At 57.9% G+C, this 26,448-nt stretch carries 24 protein-coding genes; 9 read left to right on the top strand and 15 right to left on the bottom strand.

The window, feature by feature from the left end; all coding sequences use genetic code 11:
* Window positions 1-482: 482 nt before the first annotated feature.
* The 9 genes from PSTU_RS0102585 to PSTU_RS0102625 all read right to left on the bottom strand — a co-directional run bounded on the left by PSTU_RS0102585 (window position 483) and on the right by PSTU_RS0102625 (window position 9,660).
* Entirely contained in the window at window positions 483-1,289 is an 807-nt protein-coding gene (locus PSTU_RS0102585; RefSeq protein ID WP_019339482.1) for a secretin N-terminal domain-containing protein, read from the bottom strand.
* Window positions 1,286-1,915 carry a hypothetical protein gene (locus PSTU_RS22255; RefSeq protein ID WP_019339483.1) on the bottom strand — a complete coding sequence of 210 codons (630 nt, stop codon included), beginning with the start codon at window positions 1,913-1,915 and terminating at the stop codon, window positions 1,286-1,288. The genes PSTU_RS0102585 and PSTU_RS22255 overlap by 4 nt, the downstream gene beginning before the upstream one ends.
* A gap of 4 nt (window positions 1,916-1,919) precedes the next feature.
* Window positions 1,920-2,345 (bottom strand): GNAT family N-acetyltransferase, encoded by a 426-nt coding sequence (locus PSTU_RS0102595; protein ID WP_019339484.1) that lies wholly within the window; start codon window positions 2,343-2,345, stop codon window positions 1,920-1,922.
* Window positions 2,338-3,504: a cupin domain-containing protein gene (locus tag PSTU_RS0102600; RefSeq protein ID WP_019339485.1), complete on the bottom strand. Its 1,167-nt coding sequence runs from the start codon at window positions 3,502-3,504 to the stop codon at window positions 2,338-2,340. Before PSTU_RS0102600 ends, PSTU_RS0102595 begins: the two co-directional genes overlap by 8 nt.
* 75 nt (window positions 3,505-3,579) lie before the next feature.
* A complete protein-coding gene (purB, locus tag PSTU_RS0102605) occupies window positions 3,580-4,950 on the bottom strand; it encodes an adenylosuccinate lyase (RefSeq protein ID WP_019339486.1) in 1,371 nt (456 codons plus the stop codon).
* Window positions 4,951-5,061: 111 nt separating this feature from the next.
* Window positions 5,062-5,685 (bottom strand): high frequency lysogenization protein HflD, encoded by a 624-nt coding sequence (hflD, locus tag PSTU_RS0102610; protein WP_019339487.1) that lies wholly within the window; start codon window positions 5,683-5,685, stop codon window positions 5,062-5,064.
* A complete protein-coding gene (mnmA, locus tag PSTU_RS0102615) occupies window positions 5,682-6,812 on the bottom strand; it encodes a tRNA 2-thiouridine(34) synthase MnmA (RefSeq protein WP_019339488.1) in 1,131 nt (376 codons plus the stop codon). The genes hflD and mnmA overlap by 4 nt, the downstream gene beginning before the upstream one ends.
* Before the next feature lie 68 nt (window positions 6,813-6,880).
* On the bottom strand, window positions 6,881-7,321 hold the full coding sequence (locus tag PSTU_RS0102620; RefSeq protein WP_019339489.1) for an NUDIX hydrolase: 441 nt from the start codon (window positions 7,319-7,321) through the stop codon (window positions 6,881-6,883).
* Between the two features lie 113 nt (window positions 7,322-7,434).
* On the bottom strand, window positions 7,435-9,660 hold the full coding sequence (locus PSTU_RS0102625; RefSeq protein ID WP_019339490.1) for an NADP-dependent isocitrate dehydrogenase: 2,226 nt from the start codon (window positions 9,658-9,660) through the stop codon (window positions 7,435-7,437).
* Window positions 9,661-10,027: 367 nt separating this feature from the next.
* Between PSTU_RS0102625 and icd the strand changes: the two genes are divergently transcribed.
* The gene (gene icd, locus PSTU_RS0102630; protein WP_019339491.1) at window positions 10,028-11,284 is read left to right on the top strand and encodes an NADP-dependent isocitrate dehydrogenase; all 1,257 of its coding nucleotides are present in this window, start codon (window positions 10,028-10,030) and stop codon (window positions 11,282-11,284) included.
* 57 nt (window positions 11,285-11,341) lie between these two features.
* Here icd and cspD read toward each other — a convergent pair whose 3' ends face one another.
* On the bottom strand, window positions 11,342-11,599 hold the full coding sequence (gene cspD, locus PSTU_RS0102635; RefSeq protein WP_019339492.1) for a cold shock domain-containing protein CspD: 258 nt from the start codon (window positions 11,597-11,599) through the stop codon (window positions 11,342-11,344).
* 213 nt (window positions 11,600-11,812) lie between these two features.
* On the opposite strand from cspD, the gene clpS reads away from it, so the two are divergent.
* Both clpS and clpA read left to right on the top strand, forming a co-directional pair.
* The gene (gene clpS / locus PSTU_RS0102640) at window positions 11,813-12,175 is read left to right on the top strand and encodes an ATP-dependent Clp protease adapter ClpS (protein ID WP_019339493.1); all 363 of its coding nucleotides are present in this window, start codon (window positions 11,813-11,815) and stop codon (window positions 12,173-12,175) included.
* Window positions 12,176-12,204: 29 nt separating this feature from the next.
* Window positions 12,205-14,475 carry an ATP-dependent Clp protease ATP-binding subunit ClpA gene (gene clpA, locus PSTU_RS0102645; RefSeq protein WP_019339494.1) on the top strand — a complete coding sequence of 757 codons (2,271 nt, stop codon included), beginning with the start codon at window positions 12,205-12,207 and terminating at the stop codon, window positions 14,473-14,475.
* A gap of 192 nt (window positions 14,476-14,667) precedes the next feature.
* On the opposite strand, the gene infA is transcribed toward clpA, so the two are convergent.
* The 4 genes from infA to trxB form a co-directional block, all read right to left on the bottom strand.
* Window positions 14,668-14,886 carry a translation initiation factor IF-1 gene (infA, locus tag PSTU_RS0102650; protein ID WP_002553999.1) on the bottom strand — a complete coding sequence of 73 codons (219 nt, stop codon included), beginning with the start codon at window positions 14,884-14,886 and terminating at the stop codon, window positions 14,668-14,670.
* Window positions 14,887-14,985: 99 nt separating this feature from the next.
* Window positions 14,986-15,693, bottom strand: coding sequence for an arginyltransferase (locus tag PSTU_RS0102655; RefSeq protein WP_019339495.1), 708 nt, complete (start codon window positions 15,691-15,693; stop codon window positions 14,986-14,988).
* Between the two features lie 52 nt (window positions 15,694-15,745).
* Complete coding sequence (aat, locus tag PSTU_RS0102660; protein ID WP_019339496.1) at window positions 15,746-16,426, bottom strand: leucyl/phenylalanyl-tRNA--protein transferase; 681 nt, start codon at window positions 16,424-16,426, stop codon at window positions 15,746-15,748.
* Window positions 16,427-16,468: 42 nt separating this feature from the next.
* The gene (gene trxB, locus PSTU_RS0102665) at window positions 16,469-17,416 is read right to left on the bottom strand and encodes a thioredoxin-disulfide reductase (RefSeq protein ID WP_019339497.1); all 948 of its coding nucleotides are present in this window, start codon (window positions 17,414-17,416) and stop codon (window positions 16,469-16,471) included.
* Window positions 17,417-17,629: 213 nt separating this feature from the next.
* On the opposite strand from trxB, the gene ftsK reads away from it, so the two are divergent.
* The 6 genes from ftsK to cysG all read left to right on the top strand — a co-directional run bounded on the left by ftsK (window position 17,630) and on the right by cysG (window position 25,349).
* Complete coding sequence (gene ftsK, locus PSTU_RS0102670) at window positions 17,630-20,035, top strand: DNA translocase FtsK (RefSeq protein WP_019339498.1); 2,406 nt, start codon at window positions 17,630-17,632, stop codon at window positions 20,033-20,035.
* A gap of 15 nt (window positions 20,036-20,050) precedes the next feature.
* Window positions 20,051-20,677 (top strand): outer membrane lipoprotein chaperone LolA, encoded by a 627-nt coding sequence (gene lolA / locus PSTU_RS0102675; RefSeq protein WP_019339499.1) that lies wholly within the window; start codon window positions 20,051-20,053, stop codon window positions 20,675-20,677.
* A 75-nt stretch (window positions 20,678-20,752) separates the two neighbouring features.
* Complete coding sequence (locus tag PSTU_RS0102680) at window positions 20,753-22,078, top strand: replication-associated recombination protein A (RefSeq protein ID WP_019339500.1); 1,326 nt, start codon at window positions 20,753-20,755, stop codon at window positions 22,076-22,078.
* On the top strand, window positions 22,075-22,449 hold the full coding sequence (gene crcB / locus PSTU_RS0102685) for a fluoride efflux transporter CrcB (RefSeq protein WP_019339501.1): 375 nt from the start codon (window positions 22,075-22,077) through the stop codon (window positions 22,447-22,449). Before PSTU_RS0102680 ends, crcB begins: the two co-directional genes overlap by 4 nt.
* 72 nt (window positions 22,450-22,521) lie before the next feature.
* Window positions 22,522-23,802, top strand: coding sequence for a serine--tRNA ligase (gene serS / locus PSTU_RS0102690; RefSeq protein WP_019339502.1), 1,281 nt, complete (start codon window positions 22,522-22,524; stop codon window positions 23,800-23,802).
* A 149-nt stretch (window positions 23,803-23,951) separates the two neighbouring features.
* Window positions 23,952-25,349, top strand: a complete 1,398-nt coding sequence (gene cysG, locus PSTU_RS0102695) for a siroheme synthase CysG (RefSeq protein ID WP_019339503.1) — start codon at window positions 23,952-23,954, stop codon at window positions 25,347-25,349.
* Window positions 25,350-25,379: 30 nt separating this feature from the next.
* Here the strand turns inward: cysG and PSTU_RS0102700 are convergent, their stop codons facing one another.
* Window positions 25,380-26,378 (bottom strand): glutathione S-transferase family protein, encoded by a 999-nt coding sequence (locus PSTU_RS0102700; protein ID WP_019339504.1) that lies wholly within the window; start codon window positions 26,376-26,378, stop codon window positions 25,380-25,382.
* Window positions 26,379-26,448: the final 70 nt, after the last annotated feature.

Genomic DNA, 26,448 nt, shown 5'->3' on the forward strand with positions numbered 1-26,448 from the left:
TGGTTGAGCACCGACTTTTCCCACTGAAACCTGCGTGTTTGCGCTGATGATGCGGATAGCACGCGGCAGAGCGTCGAAATATCGACCGAGACGAGGATTGAACCAAGGAGAGGAGGGTATGCAGTTACGACCGCAAGAGAACTTGGCTAGCTGTGGAATGATCGTGGCACTCCAACACACAGCGACCCGGGGCCGTTGGGTGGACCAGCAAACTGACGTCTCGAGCTGATGCGTTAATCGCTTCCCCGTCCCTCAGGACGACTCGTTCCAGTCGCAACCTCGTCAGTCCGCCTTGTGGGCAGTACAGTCACGGAACGCCTCTGCTGGTTGGCTGAGTGCGATCCGGAGGCCTCTGTTCAGAGCCTCTGGTTAGCGGGAGCGGGGCCATAATGCGCCGGCAAAGTAGGTTCGTCAAATGTTTTGTAGTGGATTTTTATAGGCACTACATTTTTAACGGAACGTCGTTTGTCCGCTGAACCTTCTCAATTCAGCGTGTCTACTTTCAGTCGTAGAGAGAGGTCTTGGCGACCTTCCGTGGAGTATCTGCGCAGCATTCCGTTCTCGGTGGAGCTTGCGGATTCGTCGACACCGCCGAGCTCGATCCATTCGCCAAGTCGTCCGCTGACTCGCGTATCGGTTTGCTGGATATTGATTGCACCTGGTTGGGATGCGCTCATGCGGTCGTTATGGCTGCTGATCGTAACCTGCACTCGATCGCCCTGGATGGTAGCGGTGGCATAGAAACCGCGCGTGACATCGCGATACTGAGTTTGTTGATAGAGCTGCCCGTAGCCGTCGCTCCCCATGGTGGTGATGGGGACGCTTTGGCCTATCTGAATCAGCGCAGGATAGCCCTCGGTGGCCTGGACCTGTTGCACTCCGCCGCCTTGGCTATTGGTGCTGTGGCGAATGATCCGCACTTGATCTCGACTTCGATTCTCCCCCCGGCCGCTCTGGATCTCGACGTCGCCAATGCGCGTTCCACTGTCGATCCGATAGCCGCTTTCGCTGCCAGTGGCTGTGTTTTGCGTATCGACACTAATCAGCAGTCTACGGGGTTCGGTATCAAGCTTGGACAGGACGTCTCGAAGCTCGCTGATCACGGCAGGCGGTGCGTTGACTATCAACTGGTTGCCGTACGCATTCACCTTGCCTTGATCAGCTACCACCGATTGGGCAATCGGTAGCACGTCTTCAGCCATTCGGAAATCCAGCGCGATCACCTCTGTCGCGGCGTGTAGCGTCGAGCTGACGATTAACAGGCAAGCAGCGAGCAGATGACGGCTCATAGCAAAAAGCTCCGCATATTGGGATCAAGAAGGCTACGGTCCCAGGCGACATCGAATAGCCGTTGTTGTTGGCGTGCGCGACCAGGGTCTCGGTACTGCGCATGGCCCGAGAACTGATCTGCGTTCGGGCGAATCACAATGCCGCACTCGTCGGCTATAAGGCATGCGGGTGGGTGTACTAGATAATCGGGATGAGCACTGCGAATATGGAAATTGCTGGTCAATCTGCGGCTTAGGGTAACCAGGCAGTGCCCTTCAGTGGCTGCGCGAGAAGTGTCGCTCACCAAGATACGCAGGTGGTTGCGTGGGTGAGCCCGCAAGAACTGCGAGCAGGCCGTTTGGATGCTGCTGTGGTTGTATAGCCAGGGTTCCAGGTCCGGCGTATAGATACTCAGGCTGCGCCTGGCTTGCCGGATCAGTGAAAGCGCATGCTCACGAGCTTCGTCCATGCCATTGAAAGGCTGAGCGGTAGTGGTCACACCTAGCGTAAACGGTGCTGCGCTCCATTCTTGAGGCTGGACAGGCCTTGCAGCTGGGTTATCAATCTGGAAACGACCCGGTGACAGGAACTCGATCATCGGCGAGACGTCTTCGCTGACAGAGTGATCCGGGTCGTCATGTGCCATATGGCTAGTGGCTCTTGCGTAGCATATCGACGTGGGGAAGGCCGGCTTCGAGGAACTCCTCACTGACTACTTCGAAGCCAAGACGCTCATAAAATGATGTGGCATGCACCTGAGCGGTGAGTCGCTGTTCATTGAGACCGCGCCGCTCAGCCTCGTCAATGGCCGCTTTCATCAGTGCGCCGCCGACATTCATCCCGCGCCAGTCGCGCAATACCGAAACGCGGCCAATGTGCCCGTCGTTAAGCAGTCGCGCGGTGCCGATCGGGTAGCCACTTTCCAGGGCGAGAAAATGCACGGCCTCGGTATCATCCGAGTCCCATTCCAACTCCGGCGGCACCGATTGTTCAGCGATGAACACGGTCTCCCGAATTCGGCGTAGCTCGGCGTTATCCTGCTGCCAGTCGGCGATGCGAACTTCTATGTTACTCATCAGCAAACTCCAGACTTCCCTGTTTGACCAATTGCAGAACGAGATTACGCCCATCCTCATCGCCCAGCCAGCCAGCAAGGTTTTCTGCATGGAGGGCGTCGGCAGAGCAGATCAATTTCAACAGTTCTTTCAGATGCGCTGGAAGCAGTCGGCTCTGGCCACTGGCAAATAGCAACAGGCCGATGTCCACTTCGCTCCAGGCCATGCGCGCGCTTAGGTTCCGTACAAGTATTGCGCCATCCTCCAACGCCGCCAGCATGGCCTTCTCGTCGATCTCTGGACCCTGCACTCGCTCCGGATAGCGCGGCTCGGTCATGAATTGTCCAAACCAGGTGAGCAACAGGCGCTCGTCGCCCATATGCTCGGCGAGCATCGCCCGCAGGCGATCTAGCGCATCGCTTTGAATCTGGTGTGGGTCATCGATCGGCAGCAGATCCGCGTCGCTGTAACGCTCTTCATCAGGCAAAAATTGCGCGAGGAAGTCGGTAAAGTGGGTTAGGACCTCTGCTGCGCTGGGTGCCCTGAAGCCCAGCGAGTAGGTCATGCAGGCGTCTTCGGCGGTGCCGAAATGAGCAAGTCTCGGCGGCAGATAGAGCATGTCGCCTGGCTCAAGTACCCATTCGTCAGTGCCCTGAAAGTCCGCAAGTATGCGCAGATCAGCATGCGTGAGCATTGCGCTCTCGCTGTCGCACATCTGTCCTACGCGCCAGCGTCGCTGCCCATGTGCCTGCAACAGGAAAACGTCGTAATTATCGAAATGCGGGCCCACTCCGCCGCCCGGCGCCGCGAAGCTGACCATGATGTCGTCAATTCGCCAGTTCGGCAAAAAACGGAAGTGCTCGATTAGCTCGGCGACTTCCGGCACCAGTTGATCGACCGCCTGTACGAGCAGCGTCCAGTCTCGTTCTGGCAGGCTTTGATAGGTGTCTTCACTGAACGGACCACGGCGCAGCTCCCAAGGTATGTCGCCATGCTCGATGACCAGGCGCGACTCGACTTCTTCTTCCAGTGATAAGCCGGCCAATTCATCTGGGGAAACCGGGCTTTCGAACCCGGGAATGGCCTGGCGGACCAGTAGAGGTTTTTTCTGCCAGTAGTCACGAAGAAATTCGCGCGCGCTGATCCCGCCGAGGATTTGTAAAGGAGTGTCGGAAGTCATGCCAGATACCTTGCTCTGTTCAAGAGCTGAAATAAAAACGCCCGGCACAGCCGGGCGTGCAAATAATGGGTTCGCTCAGATCCGCTTGGCTTGCTCGATCGCGTTGCCGATGTAGGCGGCGGGAGTCAGTTTGCGCAGCTCCTGCTTGGCTTCGGCTGGCATATCCAGGCCGTCGATGAAAGTCTGCAGCGCCTCGGGGCTGATGCCTTTGCCTCGGGTCAACTCCTTGAGTTTCTCGTAGGGGTTCTCAATGGCATAGCGACGCATCACGGTCTGGATCGGCTCGGCCAGCACTTCCCAGCACGCATCAAGGTCCTGCGCGATGCGCGCTTCGTTGAGCTCGAGTTTGCCGATGCCTTTGAGGCTGGCTTCGTACGCAATGATGCTATGAGCAAAGCCGACACCCAGATTGCGTAGCACAGTTGAGTCGGTCAGGTCCCGCTGCCAGCGGGAAATGGGCAACTTGCTCGCCAGGTGGCTCAGCAGCGCATTGGCGATGCCGAGATTGCCTTCCGAATTTTCGAAATCGATCGGGTTGACCTTGTGCGGCATGGTCGAGGAGCCAATTTCGCCTGCAACGGTGCGCTGCTTGAAATAACCCAGCGAAATGTAGCCCCAGATATCGCGATCGAAATCGATAAGAATGGTATTGAATCGAGCGACCGCATCGAACAGCTCTGCGATGTAATCGTGAGGCTCGATCTGCGTGGTGTAGGGGTTCCAGGAGAGCCCCAGGTCGCCTTCGATGAATTCGCGCGCGTTGGCTTCCCAGTCGACATTCGGATAGGCGGACAGGTGGGCGTTGTAGTTGCCGACCGCGCCGTTGATCTTGCCCAGCAGGGGTACAGCGGCGACCTGTGCAATCTGGCGCTCGAGGCGGTAGACCACGTTGGCCAGTTCTTTGCCAAGGGTAGTGGGCGAGGCGGGTTGGCCGTGCGTGCGGGAGAGCATCGGTACGTCGGCGTAGGCGACGGCCAGTGCGCGGATTGCGTCCGCCAGCTGACGCATCAGGGGCAATAACACCTCGTCCCGGCCTTCGCGCAGCATCAGTGCGTGAGACAGGTTATTGATGTCCTCGCTGGTGCAGGCGAAATGAATGAACTCGTTGACCTTCGCCAGCTCCGGCAACTGCTTGGCCTGCTCCTTGAGGAGGTATTCCACCGCTTTCACGTCATGGTTGGTGGTGCGCTCGAATTCCTTAACGCGTTCGGCATGCTCGAGTTGGAAATTCTCGGCGAGCTGATCGAGAAGCGCATTGGCTTCGTCCGAGAAAGGCGCCACCTCAGGAATACCAGCATGTGCAGCCAGGCGCTGCAACCAGCGGACTTCAACCTGAACGCGGCAGCGAATCAGACCGAATTCGCTGAAAATAGGGCGCAGAGCACTGGTTTTGCCGCCGTAACGGCCATCGACAGGGGAAACCGCGGTGAGCGAGGAAAGCTGCATAAAGGGCATTCTCGGACAGTCGAGCAACGAAAAGAGGGCGCAGATTATACATGAAAGCGACAGGTAGGCTGTCGCGGTGGCAATATTGCTTGTCGAGCCATTTGCTGGAGCTTATTCCGAGCGGAGCATCGGATAAAGCTCATCCAGCAGCTTGCGCCGGCTGAATACCATCTGCCACCGATGTCCGCCGAGCTGGCGCCAGAGCCGCGCTGAACGTATTCCCGCTAGCAGAAGCGCGCGGATCTTCGCAGCGTTGTCGCTCTGCTGGAGGTGGCGCATATCGCCCTGTACCTGAATGCGTTGGCGAAAGGTACTAAGCGTGTCTTGATACAGCCCGCCAAAAGAGGCGATCACGTTTTCGTGGGTTAGACCAAAATGATCGGCCTGCTGCTGTATCTGGTCCAGGCGACTGCCTATCACCTGTAACAGGTCGCCGCGTTTATCCAGTTGCCGTTCCAGGCCGATCATTGCCAGCGCATAGCGCAGCGGCTCGCGTTGCAGGCTGCTGGTATCTCGCTCCAGTGCGCCGACCAGTGCTCGATAACCCTCGCGAAGATTCAGGTCGTCCCCGCCATAGATTTCCAGAGCCGGCTTGTCTTCTCGCACCAATAGACTGCCCAGCAGGTTTGCCGTGGCAGCGTTTGGCACCTGTCCGGTTCGGGCTATTCGATCAACCAGTGCTGCGGCTTCAAACACAGCGCCGAGCGCAACCAGTTGTTCCTGTCGTGGCGTCATGGGCGAGCTCCGGCGAACCAGGGCTCCGCAGTCTCGATTACGCCACCGCCGAGGCAGGTTTCGCCGTCGTAGAACACCACGGACTGGCCCGGCGTTACGGCGCGTTGCGGCTCGTTGAATACCGCTCGATAGCCGTTGTCGGTCCGTTCCAGCGTGCATGTCTGATCGCTCTGGCGATAGCGCACCTTGGCCGTGAGCTGCAATGGCGCGGGTAACTCGATTGGATTGACCCAATAGATTTCCGAGACCAGCAAAGCCCTGGAAAACAGCCATGGATGATCATTGCCCTGGCCGACTACCAACACATTACGCTCGAGATCCTTGCTCAAAACGTACCACGGCTCGTCGCTTGCATCCTTAAGGCCGCCAATACCCAAACCCTGTCGCTGACCGATGGTGTGGTACATAAGGCCGTGATGGCGGCCGATGGTTTCGCCATCGATCGTCTCGATGTCGCCCGGCTGGGCAGGTAGATATTGCTTGAGGAAATCGCTGAAGCGACGTTCCCCGATGAAACAAATTCCTGTTGAGTCCTTCTTCTTCGCCGTCGCCAAACCGTGCTTTTCCGCAACTGCGCGGACCGCCGGCTTTTCCAGCTCCCCTACCGGGAACAGCGTTTTGCTTAGCTGCTCGCCGCCGACAGCGTGGAGGAAATAGCTTTGGTCCTTATTCGAGTCCAGGCCCTTGAGCAGCTCGCTGCGTCCGTCAATGTCGCGGCGCCTGACGTAATGTCCGGTGGCAATCAGGTCGGCACCGAGCGCCAGAGCATAATCAAGGAACGCCTTGAACTTGATCTCACGGTTGCAAAGGATGTCCGGGTTGGGCGTCCTTCCGGCTTTGTACTCAGCCAGAAAATGCTCGAATACGTTATCCCAGTACTCAGCGGCAAAATTTGCCGTGTGCAGTTTAATGCCGATCCGGTCGCAGACGGCCTGAGCGTCTGCCAGATCTTCCCGAGCCGTGCAGTACTCGGTGCCATCATCTTCTTCCCAGTTCTTCATGAACAGGCCTTCGACCTGGTAACCCTGCTCAAGCAGAAGCAGGGCGGAAACCGAAGAGTCGACGCCGCCGGACATGCCGACGATGACGCGCAGGTTTTGGGGAGCGATAAATGGTGAATCAGGCATAAAGACTCAGGGTTAACTGCAAAGCGTGCAATTCTAACAGGCCGGCCAAGCAAGCGGTTAGAGGTCGATCAGTCGCGTATGACAGCGAGATCATGGATCGGGCCGGCCAGGTAGTCATCAACGCAGCGCAGAATCAGCTCGCTGCGCCAACGTTCCGGTTGATTGGCGAGTTCGGCTCGAGTCATCCAGAGGGCGGCGACAATGCCACTATCGAGCTCGCGGTGTGACTCATGGCGAACCGGTGAGGCCGCGAAGCAGACGCGCTGGTAGGTCACGCCATTACTCGGTGCAGTGTATAGATAGACACCTACCACGCCTTGGAGCGCAACCTCCCAGCCGGTTTCCTCAAGGGTTTCGCGTACCGCCGCTTGGCGCAATGTTTCGTCGGGTTCAAGGTGTCCGGCCGGTTGATTGAGTACCAATCGACCGCCTTTGGATTCTTCGACCATCAGGAAGCGGCCATCGGTTTCGACAATCGTCGCCACCGTGATGTGTGGATGCCAGGTCATGTTTAACCTCGGGTTAGTTTGGATGCGAAGAGGGCGCGTTTACATGCGCTGTAAAAAAGAAACCCCGGCGTAGCGCCGGGGTTCACTTTATTCGCCAGTACCGCCAGCTCCGATCAGGCCAGAGCGGCGAGCGCAGCGTTGAACGTTGCGCTAGGGCGCATTGCCTTGCTGGTCAGCTCGGGGTTGGAGCGGTAGTAGCCACCAATCTCGACTGGCTTGCCCTGAACCTCGGCCAGCTCAGCCAGAATGGCTTGCTCGTTGTCCTGTAGCTGCTTCGCCAGAGGCGCGAAGTGAGCTTGCAGAACAGGATCTTCGGTTTGCGCTGCGAGCTCCTGCGCCCAGTACAACGCCAGATAGAAGTGGCTGCCGCGGTTGTCCAGCTCACCAGTACGGCGGGACGGAGACTTGTTATTGTCGAGCAGCTTGCCGGTGGCGGCATCCAGCGTTTTGCCAAGCAGCTTGGCCTTGACGTTCTCGGTTTTGATTCCGGTCTCTTCCAGCGATACCGCCAGCGCCAGGAACTCACCGAGCGAGTCCCAGCGCAGATGGTTTTCCTCGATCAGCTGCTGGACATGCTTGGGCGCAGAGCCACCGGCACCTGTTTCATACATGCCGCCGCCAGCCATAAGCGGGACGACGGAGAGCATCTTCGCGGATGTGCCGAGTTCCATGATCGGGAACAGGTCGGTCAGGTAGTCGCGCAGAACGTTGCCGGTCACGGAGATGGTGTCCTGACCACGAATCAAGCGCTCCATGCTGACACGGATCGCTTCGTTGTAGCCCATCATGCGAATATCCAGACCAGTCAGGTCGTGCTCCTGCAGGTAGGCTTCGACCTTCTTCTGAAGCTCACGATCGTGGGCGCGCTCCGGGTCAAGCCAGAAGATCGCCGGCGTGTCCGATTGGCGGGCGCGTGTAACGGCCAGCTTGACCCAGTCGCGGATCGGCGCGTCCTTGGTCTGGCAGGCGCGCCAGATGTCGCCTTTCTCCACCGGGTGTTGCATCAGAACGGTGCCGTCGGCCGATACGACGCGCATGATGCCGTCAGCTTGCATCTCGAAGGTCTTGTCGTGGGAGCCGTACTCTTCAGCTTTCTGTGCCATCAGCCCTACGTTCGGCACGCTGCCCATGGTTACCGGATCAAAGGCGCCATTGGTTTTGCAGAAATTGATCATCTCCTGGTAAATGCGAGCGTAGGTGCTCTCCGGCATCACCGCCTTGGTGTCCTTCTGCTTTCCATCCTTGCCCCACATCTGACCTGAGTTACGGATCATGGCGGGCATGGATGCGTCGACGATCACATCGCTTGGGATGTGCAGGTTGGTAATGCCCTTAACGGAGTCAACCATCGCCATTTCGGGGCGTTCGGCATAGCAGGCGTGGATGTCGTGCAGAATCTCTTCCTGCTGCGAATCCGGCAGCGATTTGATCTTGTCGTAAACGCTGCTGATCCCGTTGTTTGGGTTAACACCCAGTTCCTTGAACAGCTCGCCGTACTTGTCGAAGACGTCCTTGTAGTAAACGCTGACCGCATGGCCGAATACGATCGGGTGCGAGATCTTCATCATGGTGGCCTTGACGTGCAGGGACCACATGACGCCGGTTGCCTTGCAGTCCTGCAGCGTCTCCTCGAAAAACTCGCGCAGCTTGTTACAGCTCATGAACATACCGTCGAGCACTTCGCCTTCCTGGAGGGCGAGTTGCTTCATGACCGCTACGTTGTTGTCCTTGCCGACAAACTCGATGCGCACATCACCGGCTGCTTTCATGGTGATGGATTGTTCGCTGGAGAAAAAATCGCCGCCGCGCATGTAGTCTGCGTGCGACTGCGATGCCTTGCTCCACTTACCCATCGAATGCGGGTGCTTGCGAGCGAAGGCTTTCACGGCCGCCGGTGCGCGCCGGTCAGAGTTGCCTTCGCGCAGGACCGGGTTTACCGCGCTACCGAGTACCTTGCCGTAACGCGCCCGTACTTCCTTGTCCGCGTCGGTCTGCGGATCTTCCGGGAAGTTGGGGATGTTGTAACCCAGGGCTTGCAGTTCGGCGATGGCCGCTTTGAGCTGAGGGATGGAAGCGCTGATGTTGGGTAACTTGATGATGTTGGCGTCCGGCTGATTAGTCAGCTCGGCAAGCTTGGCCAGGTCATCTTCCACAACTTTATCGGCACCCAACTGATCGGCAAAGCTTGCAAGAATGCGCCCTGCGAGAGAGATGTCACGTGTTTCGACGGCTATATCAGCGGAGGCTGCAAAGGCTTCAACAATGGGCAGAAGCGAATAGGTGGCCAGCGCCGGGGCTTCGTCGGTGAAGGTGTAGATAATCTTCGAGCGGGTGGACATTTAGAGTTAACTCTCTCTTGCTGAGCGTGCACAGAATCTCGAAGTGCGCAGGTAGGCGCCCTGGCTGCGTTAGCCGTGCCAGTCTCGAGGTTCGCCGCGATGATGTTTGATGCAGCACCACTGGAGTGTTGAGTGTTTGATCCGACTGGCTGCGGTTGGCAGTCTGGCGGTGCAGAGGCAGTGATCTCGTCGGAGATCGGTTGCCCCTCATGACTCGTTAGTCACCTAAGCAGTATATCACCGCCGCCCGTTGTCAAAGAATGCCCCGACCATACGACGAACGAACATATGGTTTAGGCCGATTCAACTGGGTTACTCTTCGAAGATGACCACTGTTTAATGTTTAACCACAAAAACGGAGTCCAGCATGGGATACCAAAAGATCCAGGTGCCTGCCAGCGGTGACAAAATCACCGTCAATACCGATAACACCCTGAATGTCCCCAATAATCCGATCATTCCTTATATAGAAGGCGACGGTATTGGCGTGGACATCAGTCCAGTGATGATCAAGGTGGTCGATGCGGCCGTTGAGAAGGCCTACGGCGGTGAGCGCAAGATCGCCTGGATGGAAATCTACGCAGGCGAGAAGGCGACGCAGGTGTATGACCAGGACACCTGGCTGCCCAAAGAAACGCTGGATGTTGTTCGTGATTACGTGGTTTCGATCAAAGGGCCGCTGACCACTCCGGTCGGGGGCGGGATTCGCTCATTGAACGTTGCGCTGCGGCAGGAACTCGACCTTTATGTCTGTCAGCGTCCGGTTCGCTGGTTTACCGGGGTACCCAGCCCGGTAAAGAAGCCGGCAGACGTCGACATGGTCATCTTTCGCGAGAACTCCGAAGACATTTACGCAGGCGTGGAGTGGAAGGCCGGTTCGCCTGAATGCGAAAAGGTCATCAAATTCCTTACTGAAGAAATGGGCGTCAAGAAGATCCGCTTCACAGAGAACTGCGGTATCGGTATCAAGCCGGTATCGCTTGAAGGGACCAAGCGGCTGGTGCGCAAGGCTCTGCAGTATGCTGTCGACAATGACCGTAGCTCGGTCACCTTGGTCCACAAGGGCAACATCATGAAGTTCACCGAAGGCGCATTCAAGGAATGGGGCTATGAGGTGGCGCGCGATGAATTCGGTGCAGAGTTGCTGGACGGCGGCCCGTGGATGCAGTTCAAGAACCCCACTACAGGCAAAAATATCGTCGTCAAGGATGCCATTGCTGATGCAATGCTCCAGCAGATCCTGCTGCGTCCCGCTGAGTACGATGTTATTGCGACCCTTAACCTGAACGGCGACTATCTGTCCGATGCGTTGGCCGCAGAGGTCGGTGGCATCGGCATCGCGCCGGGCGCCAACCTCTCGGACACGGTTGCCATGTTCGAAGCCACACACGGCACGGCGCCGAAATATGCCGGCCAGGATAAGGTCAATCCTGGGTCGCTGATCCTATCGGCAGAAATGATGTTGCGACATATGGGATGGCTGGAGGCCGCGGACCTGATCATCAAGTCGACGGAAGCCGCCATTGCAGCCAAGACAGTGACCTATGACTTCGAGCGCCTGATGGACGGCGCGAAGCTGATGTCCTGCTCTGAATTCGGCGATGCGATGATCTCCCACATGTAAGCGTGCGAGAGCGACACAAAAAGGCCGATCGATGATCGGCCTTTTTGTTGCCTGGCATCAGGCGTCTACGGTCGAGCCCTGTGAGACAGGTGCAACCGCCTCGGCAGTGGTTTGCAGCGACCGAATATTGGTTGCGTGTAGGCCCTTTGGACCTTGCAGTATGTCGAACATGACCGCTTGCCCAGCTTTCAGAGTTCTGTACCCTTCCATTTGAATGGCCGAGTAATGGGCGAACAGGTCCTCATCGCCGCCGTCTGCTACGATGAATCCGTAGCCTTTAGCGTTGTTGAACCACTTGACCTTACCGCTTAGCATGCTGTTTTCCCTCTGCAAAGGAGTCCATCACTGGAGTAACATCCATTTCATTCCGCGCTGATGCAGCACATGGCCCACATGCGCAGCCCGTTGCCGTTGTGGCACATACTGTTTGTATCATCGTTTTGCCGATAGTCAAGGCGACTCGTCAGGTGGCTGTGAAGCCTTTCCACTTACCCGGCCTCGGCGCCCCGATCTAGAACTGTTATAGGCATGCGTGCATTTCCAGAGATTCGACTAACATTCAATCAAGATCGTCCGAATCCATCGGATGATGACTCCTCCGGCCTGGCAGTCGAAGAAGCCAAGCCGCAACTGAAGGCACCACCGATGTTTAAAGTTGTCATGTTTAATGACGACTACACGCCGATGGATTTCGTCGTGGAGGTGCTCGAAGGAATTTTCAATCACAATCGGGAGCTGGCCACCAAGATCATGCTGGCGGTTCATACCGAAGGGCGGGCCGTTTGTGGCGTCTACACGCGCGACGTTGCTGAAACCAAAGCAATGCAGGTCAATCAATATGCAAGGGAATGCCAGCATCCGTTGCTTTGTGAGATCGAGAAGGACGGTTAAACCCGACTGCTGGGTAAGAGGTGAAAGCTATGTTGAACCGTGAGCTCGAAGTCACTCTGAATCTGGCTTTCAAGGAGGCACGTACCAAACGTCATGAGTTCATGACGGTTGAGCACCTTCTGTTAGCCTTGCTGGACAATGAAGCAGCCGCAACTGTTTTGCGTGCTTGTGGGGCCAGCCTCGACAAACTGCGTCACGACCTCCAGGAATTTATCGACTCCACCACGCCTTTGATTCCACAGCATGACGAAGAGCGCGAAACCCAGCCGACCCTGGGTTTTCAGCGGGTATTGCAGCGAGCGGTGTTTCATGTCCAAAGCTCGGGTAAGCGTGAAGTGACGGGCGCCAATGTGTTGGTTGCGATCTTCAGCGAGCAGGAAAGCCAGGCGGTGTTCTTGCTCAAACAGCAGAATGTCGCCCGCATCGACGTCGTCAATTACATCGCCCATGGTATTTCCAAAGTTCCGGGTAATAACGGCAGTCCTGAAAGCGATGCGGAAATGCAGGATGAGGAGGGTGGTGAATCGTCTACTGCCGGAAACCCGCTTGATGCCTATGCAAGCAATCTGAATGATCTGGCTCGTCAGGGCCGTATCGATCCGTTGGTCGGTCGTGAGCACGAGGTTGAACGAGTTGCCCAGATTCTGGCGCGGCGCCGCAAAAATAATCCGTTGCTGGTCGGTGAGGCTGGTGTGGGGAAGACCGCGATTGCTGAGGGACTTGCCAAGCGCATCGTCGATAATCAGGTCCCGGAGCTACTTGCCAATAGCGTCGTTTATTCACTCGATCTGGGTGCGCTGTTAGCCGGCACGAAGTACCGCGGAGATTTCGAGAAGCGCTTCAAGGCGCTTCTGAATGAGCTTCGTAAGCGTCCGCAGGCAGTCCTGTTCATTGACGAAATTCACACCATCATTGGGGCTGGTGCTGCTTCGGGCGGCGTGATGGACGCATCAAATTTACTCAAGCCGTTACTGTCGTCTGGTGAGATCCGTTGTATCGGATCCACTACCTTTCAGGAGTTCCGTGGCATCTTCGAGAAAGATCGGGCGCTCGCGCGTCGCTTCCAGAAGGTCGATGTTTCCGAGCCGTCCGTTGAGGACACCATCGGTATCCTGAGAGGACTGAAGGGTCGCTTCGAGCAGCACCACAACATCGAGTACAGCGACGAATCGCTTCGCGCGGCAGCGGAGCTCGCGTCTCGGTATATCAATGATCGGCATATGCCGGACAAGGCAATCGATGTAATCGATGAGGCAGGTGCGTACCAGCGTCTTCAGCCTGAAGATAAACGCGTCTCGCGGATAGATGTCGAGCAGGTTGAAGACATTGTCGCGAAGATCGCGCGCATCCCTCCAAAACATGTGAGCACCTCCGACAAGGAGCTCCTGCGTAATCTGGAGCGAGACCTGAAGCTGACCGTATTCGGTCAGGATGACGCCATCGATTCGCTGGCCACGGCGATCAAGCTTTCGCGTGCTGGGCTGAAGGCGCCTGATAAACCGGTCGGCTCATTCCTTTTTGCAGGCCCTACCGGTGTTGGTAAAACAGAAGCTGCTCGGCAGCTTGCGCGGGCGCTGGGTATTGAGCTCGTACGCTTCGATATGTCCGAGTACATGGAGCGTCACACAGTGTCTCGCCTCATCGGGGCGCCGCCTGGCTATGTCGGCTTTGATCAGGGCGGGCTGTTGACCGAGGCAATCACCAAGCAGCCACACTGCGTTCTGCTTCTCGATGAGATCGAAAAGGCGCATCCGGAGGTTTTCAACCTGCTATTGCAGGTCATGGATCATGGCACGCTGACGGATAATAACGGCCGGAAAGCCGACTTCCGTAACGTCATCGTCATCATGACGACTAATGCCGGTGCAGAAACCGCGGCGAGAGCCTCGATTGGCTTCACTCATCAGGATCACGCCTCGGATGCGATGGAGGTGATCAAGAAGAGCTTCACACCGGAGTTCAGAAATCGCCTGGACACCATTATTCAGTTTGGTCGTCTCAGTCACGAAGTCATCAAGAGCATCGTCGACAAATTCCTCATTGAGTTGCAGGCGCAGCTTGAGGACAAGCATGTCACGCTTGAGGTGTCCGACGCGGCGCGAGGTTGGTTGGCCGAGCGTGGTTACGATGTGCAAATGGGCGCGCGGCCAATGGCTCGGCTGATTCAGGACAAGATCAAGCGGCCGTTGGCTGAGGAAATTCTGTTCGGTGAGTTGGCAGAGCACGGCGGAGTAGTGCACATCGACATCCGGGACGGCGAGCCGTACTTCGACTTTGAAACTTCGGTCGAGTTGGCGTAACGCATCAGAGGTACTGAAATAAAAACGCCCGGCATCGCCGGGCGTTTTTATTTGACCATGGTGACAGAGCGCAAGGTTAATAAGACCTGGCCGCTATGCTTGTTGGTGCGTTAAGCAATCGAGGTTGTCAGTCCTTTGCGCGGGCCCAAACAAAAAGCCCGGTCTATGCCGGGCGTTCATGCTCGCGTCCTGTCAACGGGCGCGGTAGGTGATGCGGCCTTTGCTCAGGTCGTACGGTGTAAGTTCTACACGAACCTTGTCACCGGTGAGAATCCGGATGTAGTTCTTGCGCATCTTTCCGGAGATGTGCGCAGTAACGACGTGCCCATTTTCCAACTCCACACGAAACATGGTGTTGGGTAGGGTGTCGACGACAGTACCTTCCATTTCGAAGCTGTCTTCTTTCGACATTCAGTAAAGCCCTCGGTGTCCAATGATAGACCCGGTGCGAAGAATGCCCGGGTAAAAGCGGCAAGTATTGTGCCTGAAAGGGCTCCGAGAGCCAAGGGCTCAGGTTAGTGTTATCCAGCGCTGGTTAACCAACAGTTCGATTGGGCGATACTCGGTCTTGTAGTTCATTTTGCGACAGTTTTTGATCCAGTAGCCGAGATAGACCGCCTTTAGACCGAGCCGGGCCGCTTCACGGACCTGCCAGAGAATCGCAAAGCGTCCAAGGCTGCGGCGCTCCTCGCTGGGCTCATAAAAGGTGTAAACGGCGGACAGGCCATTGGGTAGCAGGTCTGTCACCGCGAGCGCGAGCAGACGTCCTTCCAGGCGGAATTCGTAGAAGCGGGAAAAGGGCAAGTCGCGGACCAGGAAGGTATGAAACTGATCTCTGCTCGGGGGATACATATCGCCGTCAGCATGGCGCTGTTCGATATAGCTTGCGTAGAGCGCGTAATACTCTTCGGTGAATGACGGGCGGACATCGGTAACGTTCAGGTCGGTGTTGCGCTTGAGGATGCGCTTCTGCTGACGATTGAGTTGCAGTCCGTCGGCTGGTATCCGTGCGGGAATGCAGGCAGTGCAGCGTTGGCAATGCGGACGGTATAGATGATCGCCGCTGCGGCGGAAGCCCATTTCGGACAGTTCTGCATACACCTGTGCATCCATCGGCTGGCTGGGGTCGAGGAAGAGCGTGGTGGCCTGTTCGTCGGGCAGATAACTGCAGGCGTGAGGCTGGGTGGCGTAGAACTTGAGACGAGCCAGTGAAGTCATGGTCAGCTCTCGAAAATCTTGAAGTCAGTGTAGGTCAGCTTGGCTTCGTCGACTAGGTTTCCCATCGAGCCGTGCTGGGTTCATCCAGATAGCGGACCAGCGCCTTGGCGAAGGTCTGGCGGGGAATGGGCCTCGCGCCAAAGCTGGCCAGGTGATGCGTGTGCATCTGGCAGTCAATCAGTTTGAATCCGCGGTCTCTGAGACGTTCCACCAGTGTCACGAATCCCGCCTTGGATGCGTCTGTCGCGCGACTGAACATCGATTCGCCGAAGAATAGTCGACCCATTGCGAGGCCATAGAGGCCGCCGACCAGCCGTTCGTCTTGCCAGACTTCAACTGAATGCGCGATGCCGAGCCGATGCAGCTCCAGGTAAGCCTCTTGCATCGGCATGGTGATCCAGGTCCCGTCGGTATAGTTGCGCGGGCCGGCACAGCCCTCAATGACGTCTCGAAACGCTTGGTCGAACGTGATGCTGAACACCCCTTGCCGCAACTTCTTGCGCAGGCTCCGTGAGACATGCAGCTCCTCGGGATAGAGCACCGTGCGGGGATCGGGTGACCACCAGAGCAGCGGTTGTCCTTCCTGATACCAGGGAAAGCAGCCATGGCGATAGGCTGCCAGCAAGCGTTCGGGCGACAGATCGCCTCCTGCAGCGAGCAACCCGTTGGGCTCGCGCATGGCTCTTTCCAGCGGGGGGAACGACAGGTCGTCGCGCTGCAGCCAGTTCAGCATGTCGGTAGTCACCGGGCGGATGGAGCGTCCGCCCGAGAAAGGTTACAGGTCGAGAAACTTTTCGGCATCAAGTGCTGCCATGCAGCCGGCACCGGCTGAAGTGATGGCCTGGCGATAGACATGATCGGCCACGTCGCCCGCAGCGAACACACCCGGGATGGTCGTACTGGTAGCGTCTCCCTCGTTGCCGCCCTTGACCATAAGGTAACCATCCTTCATCTCCAGCTGGCCATGGAAGAGGTCAGTGTTGGGCTTGTGTCCGATGGCGATGAAAACGCCTGCGAGGTCAAGCTTCTGCTCCTCGCCGGACTCGGTACTCTTCAGTCTCACCCCGGTCACGCCGCTCGCATCGCCAAGCACCTCTTCCAGCGTGTGGTTCCAATGCAGGCGAATATTGCCATTGGCTGCTTTCTCCATGATTTTGTCCTGCAAAATCTTTTCCGAGCGCAGCTTGTCGCGGCGGTGAATCAGGTGCACTTCTTTGGCGATATTCGAGAGGTATAGCGCCTCTTCCACAGCGGTGTTGCCGCCACCGATCACAGCCACGACCTGGTTGCGGTAGAAGAATCCATCACAGGTGGCGCAAGCCGATACGCCTCGTCCTGCAAATGCTTCCTCTGAGGGCAGGCCGAGGTACTGGGCGGATGCTCCGGTCGCGATGATCAATGCGTCGCAGCTGTAGGTTGCGCTATCGCCTTTGAGGACGAAGGGCCGTTGCTGCAGTTCAGCCGTGTGGATGTGGTCGAAAACCACTTCGGTGTCGAAGCGCTCGGCGTGCTTCTGCATCCGCTCCATCAGCGCTGGGCCAGTCAGGCCCTCAACATCCCCCGGCCAGTTGTCGACTTCGGTGGTGGTAGTCAGCTGGCCGCCGGGTTGAATGCCGGTGATCATCAGCGGCTTCAAATTAGCGCGGGCTGCGTATACGGCCGCGGTATAACCGGCCGGGCCCGAGCCGAGGATGATCAGACGTGAATGCTTGACTTCATTCATAAAAAGCCCTCATAAGCCTTTGTTGTCAATGGAGAAGCGTGCTCCAGTCGAGTCACGCCTAAAAAACTGGCGTTTATGCTACACCGAAGCACGGACAAAAGCCCAAGCCGGCACGGAACCGGCATGCCATCGAATCGACAAACCCGTACAATGCCCAAGTTCAGGCTGACTACGGTTCATAGAGCGCGCCGCGGGCGCAGGAAATAAAGCGTTTTGAAGAATACCTCCTCTACCGCGCCAGCTTCCGTCTGGCGCCAGCAGTTGCATTACCGTCTCAAAGAGGGCGCGTTGATCGCGCTTGGTGCACTTTGCGCCTATCTCTGGATGGCATTGCTTACCTACGATCCCTCCGATCCTGGTTGGACTCATACCAGCAATGTCCAGCAGGTTCAGAACGCCGCCGGTCGCGCCGGCGCCTGGTTTGCTGACGTGCTGTTCATGGCGCTCGGCTACTTTGCTTTCCTGTTTCCTTTGTTGCTAGGCGTCAAAACTTGGCAGGTGTTTCGCGCGCGGCACCAGCCCTGGAGCTGGAATGGGTGGTTGTTTTCCTGGCGTTTGATCGGGCTCGTTTTTCTGATTCTTTCAGGGTCAGCGCTTGCCTATATTCACTTTCAGTTTGCGGACGGATTGCCTGCTTCGGCAGGGGGAGCCTTGGGTGAAAGCCTGGGCCAGCTCGCCGAGGCAGCGCTGAATGTCCAGGGCAGCACGTTGTTGCTGCTGGCATTCTTTCTGTTCGGGCTGACGGTGTTTACGGATCTTTCATGGTTCAAGGTGATGGACCTGACTGGCAAGATTACGCTCGATCTGGTTGAGCTGATTCAGAGCTTCTTCAGCCGTTGGTGGTCCGCTCGTAATGAGCGCAAGCAGGTCGTTGCGCAACTGCGCGAAGCCGATGAAGTAGTGAACGAAGTCGCCGGCTCACTTCCGGACCATCGCGAACGAGCCAGGGTCAAGGAACGCTTGCTGGAGCGCGAGGAGTCGTTAAGCAAGCACATGAGCGAGCGTGACAAGCGTCCGCCCCTGGTGATTCCTGCAGCCGCGCCGCAAAAGCCGGTTGAGCAGAGCAAGCGAGTGCAAAAAGAGAAACAGGCCAACCTGTTTGTTGATCCGTTGATCGAAGGCAGCGTCCCGCCGTTGTCGCTGCTGGATACGGCAGAAAAGCAACAGAAACAGTACTCACCGGAGTCGCTTGAAGCCATGTCGCGGCTGCTGGAAATCAAGCTGAAGGAATTCGGGGTAGAGGTCATCGTCGAGTCAGTACACCCTGGCCCGGTGATCACGCGTTTCGAAATTCAGCCGGCCGCCGGGGTCAAGGTCAGCCGTATCTCCAATCTGGCGAAGGATCTGGCACGCTCGCTGGCGGTCATCAGCGTGCGCGTTGTTGAAGTAATTCCAGGCAAGACCACGGTCGGTATCGAGATTCCTAACGAGGACCGTCAGATCGTGCGTTTCTCGGAAGTCCTGTCCTCGGCGCCCTACGATGATGCCAAATCGCCGGTTACGATCGCACTCGGCCATGACATCGGTGGTAAGCCGGTGATTGCGGACCTCGCAAAAATGCCCCACTTGCTGGTTGCCGGTACCACCGGTTCGGGCAAGTCGGTCGGTGTGAATGCGATGATCCTGTCGATTCTCTTCAAGTCGACGCCGGAAGATGCGCGATTGATCATGATCGACCCGAAGATGCTCGAGTTGTCGATCTATGAAGGCATTCCGCACTTGCTGTGTCCAGTCGTGACCGACATGAAGGAGGCGGCCAACGCGTTGCGCTGGAGCGTCGCTGAAATGGAGCGGCGCTATAAGCTGATGGCGGCCATGGGCGTACGTAACCTGGCCGGTTTCAACCGTAAGGTGAAGGACGCGGAGGAGGCTGGTACTCCGCTGACAGATCCGCTCTACCGCCGCGAAAGCATGGAAGACGAAGCGCCGCTGCTGAAGAAGCTGCCGACCATCGTAGTCGTGGTAGACGAGTTCGCCGACATGATGATGATTGTCGGCAAGAAGGTCGAAGAGCTGATCGCGCGTATCGCTCAGAAAGCGCGGGCGGCGGGTATACACCTGATCCTCGCGACCCAGCGGCCATCGGTCGATGTGATTACCGGTTTGATCAAGGCCAACATCCCGACCCGCATGGCGTTCCAGGTATCGAGCAAGATCGACTCTCGGACAATTCTCGATCAGGGCGGCGCCGAGCAATTGCTTGGGCATGGAGACATGCTGTACTTGCCGCCGGGTACCGGTCTACCTATTCGGGTTCACGGCGCGTTCGTTTCCGACGAAGAGGTGCACCGTGTTGTTGAAGCCTGGAAGGCTCGCGGTGCGCCTGATTACATCGAAGAGATTCTGGTGGGCGTGGAAGAGTCTGGTAGTGGCTTCGATGGTGGCGGAGGCGAGGGCGGCGGCAGTGGCGACAGTGAAGACGATCCGCTTTACGATGAGGCGGTACGCTTCGTTACCGAAAGCCGCAGAGCATCGATTTCCGCTGTTCAGCGCAAGCTCAAAATCGGCTACAACCGCGCTGCGCGGATGATCGAAGCCATGGAAATGGCGGGCGTAGTGACGTCAATGAACACCAACGGCTCGCGCGAAGTGCTCGCGCCGCCTCCTACCCGCGACTAGGTCGCCGAGGGCTTCATGCAATTGATTCGTGCGTTGTTTGCATCCGCTCTGCTGTTTACGCTGGCTCCAGCTCAGGCTGACCAGGCCGCCTCGGTGCAACGCCTGACCGGCCTGCTGCAGAAAGCCGACACCCTTACCGGCCGTTTTTCCCAGTTGTCCCTGGATGGCACTGGAACCCAGCTGCAGGAAACCTCTGGTGAGATGGCGCTGAAGCGACCGGGCCAGTTTCGTTGGCATACCGATGAGCCGATGGAGCAGTTGCTGGTTTCCAATGGCAAGAAAGTCTGGCTGTACGATCCGGATCTGGAGCAAGTCACCATCCAGACGCTCGATCAACGCCTGACCCATACCCCGGCATTACTGTTGTCGGGCGATGTCTCGGCAATCAACGAGAATTTTGAGGTGTCGCATCAAGAGGCGGGCGAAGTGGTTGATTTCACTCTCAAGCCGAAAGCCAAGGACACGCTGTTCGACAGCCTGCGTCTGTCTTTCCGCGATGGGGTGATCAACGACATGCAAATGGTTGACGGCGTTGGTCAGCGCACCAATATTCTGTTTCAGGGCGTCAAGTTGAACCAGCCACTCAAAGCCGAGCTGTTCACCTTCGAAGTACCGGACGGGGCCGACGTCATTTCCGAGTAACAGCTAGGCGCTTTTCCGTTTACCGATACGGCCTGCTTCCCTGCAGGCCGTTTGCATCAGAGGCTTCCGTCGCCGATGGACCTGTTCAGTCGCGAACCTGTCGCTCAACCCTTAGCCGCGCGCTTGCGTGCCGCCAGCCTTGACGAATACGTCGGGCAGGAGCATCTGCTGGCGCGTGGCAAACCGTTGCGTGAGGCGCTGGAGCAGGGTGCGTTGCATTCGATGGTGTTCTGGGGCCCGCCCGGTGTCGGCAAGACGACATTGGCCCGGTTGTTGGCGAAGGTCTCGGACGCTCATTTTGAAACCGTTTCTGCGGTGCTAGCCGGTGTGAAAGAGATCCGGCAGGCAGTCGAAATCGCTAAACAGCAGGCGGCTCAGTACGGACGACGTACGATCCTTTTCGTTGACGAGGTGCACCGCTTCAACAAGTCCCAGCAGGACGCGTTCCTCCCCTATGTCGAAGATGGGACGCTTATCTTTATTGGCGCGACTACCGAAAACCCGTCGTTCGAGCTGAACAACGCGCTGCTCTCTCGCGCACGCGTCTACGTGCTCAAAAGCCTGGATGAAGCGGCGCTGCGCAGGCTGGTTACCCGTGCGTTGACCGAGCCGAAAGGCCTCGGTGATTTGCATCTGAGCCTGCCGAACGAAAGCTTTCAGATCCTCATGGCGGCCGCTGATGGGGACGGCCGTCGCTTGCTGAATCTGCTCGAGAACGCGTCCGACCTGGCCGAAGAAGGCGGCGAGATCAGCGTTGAGTTGCTGCAGGATTTACTGGGCGACAGCCGTCGAAGGTTCGATAAAGGCGGCGAGGCTTTTTACGATCAGATATCCGCGCTGCACAAATCTGTACGCGGGTCGAATCCGGACGCTTCGCTGTATTGGTTTGCGCGAATGATCGACGGCGGCTGCGATCCGCTGTACATCGCACGGCGTGTTGTGCGCATGGCCAGTGAAGAAGTGGGCAATGCTGACCCGCGGGCGCTAGGTCTGTGCCTGTCGGCCTGGGATGTTCAGGAGCGGCTGGGTAGCCCGGAAGGTGAACTGGCGGTCGCGCAGGCGATTGTCTATCTCGCCTGTGCGCCCAAGAGCAACGCCGTCTACAGCGCCTTCAATGCGGCAATGCGCGATGTCCGCGAGAACGGCTCGCAGGAGGTCCCGCTGCACCTGCGCAATGCGCCAACCCGGCTGATGAAGGAACTGGGTTATGGCAACGAATACCGCTATGCACACGATGAGCCTGAGGCGTATGCCGCTGGCGAAGATTACTTCCCCGAAGCGATCGAGCCGCGGCAGTACTACCATCCGGTACCGCGAGGCCTGGAAGGCAAGATACGCGACAAGCTCGAACACCTGACTCGGCTTGATCAACAGAGCCCGCGCCGACGGAGAAAGACATGATTCGCATGGCACTGGCCGTGGCCGCGGGTGGCGTTGCCGGTACGCTGATCCGGTTCGGTGTTTCCACCTGGATTTCTGCTCAGTGGCCGAGGCATTTCTATCTGGCAACCCTGGCAGTCAATGTGCTCGGTTGCCTGCTCATTGGCTATCTCTACGCCTCGTTTCTGCAGCGTCCCGACCTATCGCCGGAGCTACGCGGCGGCCTGATCATCGGGTTTCTCGGTGCGTTGACCACCTTTTCCAGTTTTTCCCTGGATGGATTGCGTTTACTGGAAAGTGGTCAGGCCGCGACGGCGTTTAGCTATATCGGCGTGAGCGTAGTCGGTGGTCTGTTGGCTGCCTGGGTCGGGCTTGCGCTCGCGCGGTTATGAACCTGGCACATATCGCAGTAAACTCCTGTTCCTCTTCGCCTTTCCTCAAAGCTTCCATAGACGAGACCCACCATGCTTGATTCGAAACTGGTACGCACACAGCTGCAAGATGTGGCTGAGCGCCTGGCCACCCGCGGCTATCAGCTGGATGTAGCGCGCATCGAGGCCCTGGAAGCCCAGCGCAAAACCGTGCAGACCCGTACCGAACAACTCCAGGCTGAGCGCAATGCACGGTCCAAAGCCATTGGTCAGGCAAAACAACGTGGTGAAGACATCGCACCGATGCTTGCCGATGTTGATCGCATGGGCTCCGAGCTGGAAGCCGGAAAGGCAGAACTGGAGAACATCCAGAGCGAGCTGGATCAGCTGATGCTCAGCCTGCCGAACCTGCCGCATGAGTCGGTCCCTGTCGGCAAGGATGAGGATGACAACGTCGAAGTGCGTCGCTGGGGTACGCCCACGGCGTTCGAGTTCGAGGTCAAGGACCATGTCGCGCTCGGTGAACAACACGGCTGGCTGGATTTCGAGACAGCTGCCAAGCTCTCCGGCGCCCGCTTTGCATTGATGCGCGGGCCGATTGCCCGTCTGCATCGCGCTCTGGCGCAGTTCATGATTGATCTACATACCCGTGAGCACGGATACGAGGAGGCGTACACGCCGTATCTGGTCCAGGCGCCGGCGCTGCAGGGCACCGGCCAGCTGCCAAAGTTCGAAGAAGACCTGTTCAAAATCAGCCGTGAAAACGAAGCCGATCTCTACCTGATCCCGACGGCCGAGGTCTCGCTGACCAATATCGTTGCCGGTGAGATCCTCGATGCCAAGCTTCTGCCGCTGAAGTTCGTTGCGCATACGCCGTGTTTCCGCAGCGAGGCGGGCGCATCGGGGCGCGATACCCGCGGCATGATTCGCCAGCATCAGTTCGATAAGGTCGAAATGGTGCAGATTGTCGAGCCGAGCCAGTCACTCGAAGCGCTCGAAGGCCTGACTGCGAATGCGGAGAAGGTCTTGCAGCTTCTGGAACTGCCGTACCGCGTTTTGTCCCTGTGCACAGGTGACATGGGCTTTGGCGCAATCAAGACTTACGACCTGGAAGTCTGGGTACCGAGCCAGGACAAGTATCGTGAAATCTCGTCATGCTCGAGCTGCGGTGACTTCCAGGCCCGCCGCATGCAGGCGCGTTATCGCAACCCGGAAACCGGTAAGCCCGAACTCGTGCACACGTTGAACGGTTCCGGCCTCGCCGTGGGGCGGACCCTGGTTGCCGTGTTGGAAAACTATCAGCAGGCCGATGGCACCATCCGCGTGCCGGAAGTGCTCAGGCCATACATGGGCGGCGTTGAAGTCATCGGCTGATCGATGGGTCTTGCTTCCGCGGGCCCGGTATCGGATGAGCATGCCAGCCGTTGCTCGATGACCCGCGCGGACTCCTTGATTCTCGACAAGGGCCGTCTTTGCCGTAATGGTTGAGATGGCTGCATCTCACTATGTCATCAGGACTCGCCATGGATTTTCTGCCGCTGTTTCACAATCTGAATGGCCGTACGGTGTTGGTTGTTGGCGGCGGCGAGATCGCGCTGCGCAAGGCGCGGTTATTGTCGGAAGCGGGTGCGGTGCTGCGGGTAGTCGCCCCAGAAATAGAAGCACAGCTGAACGAGCTGGTCGTAAAGAATGGTGGTGAGGCTCTGGTCCGCGGTTATCAATCCAGGGATCTGTCAGGCTGCGTGCTGGCCATCGCGGCGACTGATGATGAGCCTTTGAACGCGCAAGTTTCTGAAGACGCACGGGCGCTTGGCATGCCGGTAAACGTCGTCGACTCGCCCGATCTGTGTACGGTCATCTTCCCTGCGATCGTCGATCGCTCCCCATTGATGATCGCGGTGTCTAGCGGCGGTGATGCGCCGGTGCTGGCGCGGCTCATGCGCGCGCGCATCGAAACCTGGGTTCCCTCGGTTTACGGCGAGTTGGCTGGCCTGGCAAAAAAATTCCGCGGGCAGGTCAAAGCCAGGTTTGCCAACGTGCAGCAACGTCGCGTCTTTTGGGAGGAGGTTTTCCAGGGCGATGTTGCAGAGCGGGCCTTGGCGGGCCAGCAACAGGAGGCTGAGCGCCTGCTGATTGAGAAGCTGTCCGGTGCCGAGCCGAAAAACCTGGGTGAGGTGTACCTGGTGGGCGCAGGTCCTGGAGATCCTGATCTGCTGACATTTCGCGCGCTGCGTTTGATGCAGCAGGCTGACGTTGTGCTGTATGACCGTCTTGTCGCGCCAGCCATTCTCGATCTATGCCGGCGTGACGCCGACCGTATCTACGTCGGTAAGCAGCGCGCAGCGCATGCCGTGCCGCAGGAGCAGATCAACCAGTTGCTGGTGACCTTGGCGAAGGAAGGCAAGCGCGTGTTGCGTCTCAAAGGAGGCGATCCGTTCATCTTCGGCCGCGGTGGTGAAGAAATCGAAGAGCTGGCTGCGAACGACGTGCCGTTCCAGGTTGTGCCCGGCATTACGGCGGCCAGCGGTTGCGCCGCCTATGCCGGCATCCCCCTGACGCACCGTGATCACGCACAGTCGGTGCGCTTTGTTACAGGGCATTTGAAAGATGGCAGCTGCGATCTGGCCTGGTCAGAGCTCGTCGCGCCAAGTCAGACGCTCGTCTTTTACATGGGGCTGGTCGGCTTACCAGTAATCTGCCAGCAACTGATGGCTCATGGTCGCGCGGCGGATACGCCGGCTGCGCTGGTTCAGCAAGGCACTACTGCAAACCAGCGGGTCTTTACCGGCACTCTTGCCAACCTGGCCGAGCGGGTCGCCAGTGAAGAGGTGCAAGCGCCTACGCTGGTCATCGTTGGCGAGGTGGTGCAGCTGCGGGAGAAACTCGCCTGGTTCGAAGGCGCTCAGAACCGCGACAGGTGATCTGTCGCGGCACGCTAGAAAGGTATCGGGTTACCGCGACCAGATGCCTTTGCCTGGCAGGTGGTCGCGATCATGCGCACGGTGAAGCGCCAGCTCGGGGCCTTTGGGCACGATGCCGTTGGCATTGATGTGTCGATGACTCGCATAGTAGTGGTGCTTGATATGGGTGAAGTCGACCGTTTCGGCAACGCCTTGCCATTGATACAGCTCTCGAAGCCATTTCGAGAGGTTGGGGTAGTCTTCGATGCGACGCAAGTTGCACTTGAAGTGGCCATGGTAGACCGCGTCGAAACGGATGATCGTGGTGAATAATCGCCAATCGGCTTCGGTCAGGTATTCGCCAGTCAGGTAGCGTCGTTCACCGAGGCGCTGCTCCAGCCAGTCGAGTTCCGCAAATACTTCATCGAACGCCTCCTCGTAGGCCTCTTGCGCCGAGGCGAAGCCCGCGCGATAGACGCCGTTGTTGATCCGTGGGTAGATCCGCTCGTTGAGCGAATCGATCTCGACACGTAGCGGCTCCGGGTAAAGGTCCAGCGTCGAACCGGTCAGCTCATCAAAGGCGCTATTGAAGATCCGGATCAACTCTGCGGACTCGTTGTTAACGATTCGCTGCTGCTCCCGGTCCCACAGCACGGGAACCGTTACCCGGCCGTTGTATCGTTCATCGTCGGCTGTGTAGCGCTGGTGCAGATAGGTCAGTCCGTCCAGCGCATCGCCGGTCGAGCCTTTCTCCTTGTCGAACGTCCAGCCGTGTTCGGCCATGAGCCAGCTGACCACAGAAACGTCGATCAAGGACTCGAGTCCTTTGAGCTTGCGATAGATCAGGGTGCGATGGGCCCAGGGGCAAGCCAGTGAAACATAGAGATGATAGCGACCGGCTTGTGCCTGGACGGCGGGACGGCCGTCCGGACCTGGCGAGCCATCTGCTGTAACCCAATCTCGCCGCTGGGCCTGCTCTCGCTGGAATTCACCGTCTCTGCTGTTTTCGTACCAACGGTCTTGCCACTTTCCGTCTACCAAAAGTCCCATGCTCACCTCCAGGTTTCGAATCAGAAACAGTGTAGGTGGCAAGGGGTGGCGCATAAGCCGTAATGCCGGG

This window comes from Stutzerimonas stutzeri SDM-LAC, assembly GCF_000235745.1.
Classification (GTDB): domain Bacteria; phylum Pseudomonadota; class Gammaproteobacteria; order Pseudomonadales; family Pseudomonadaceae; genus Stutzerimonas; species Stutzerimonas stutzeri_H.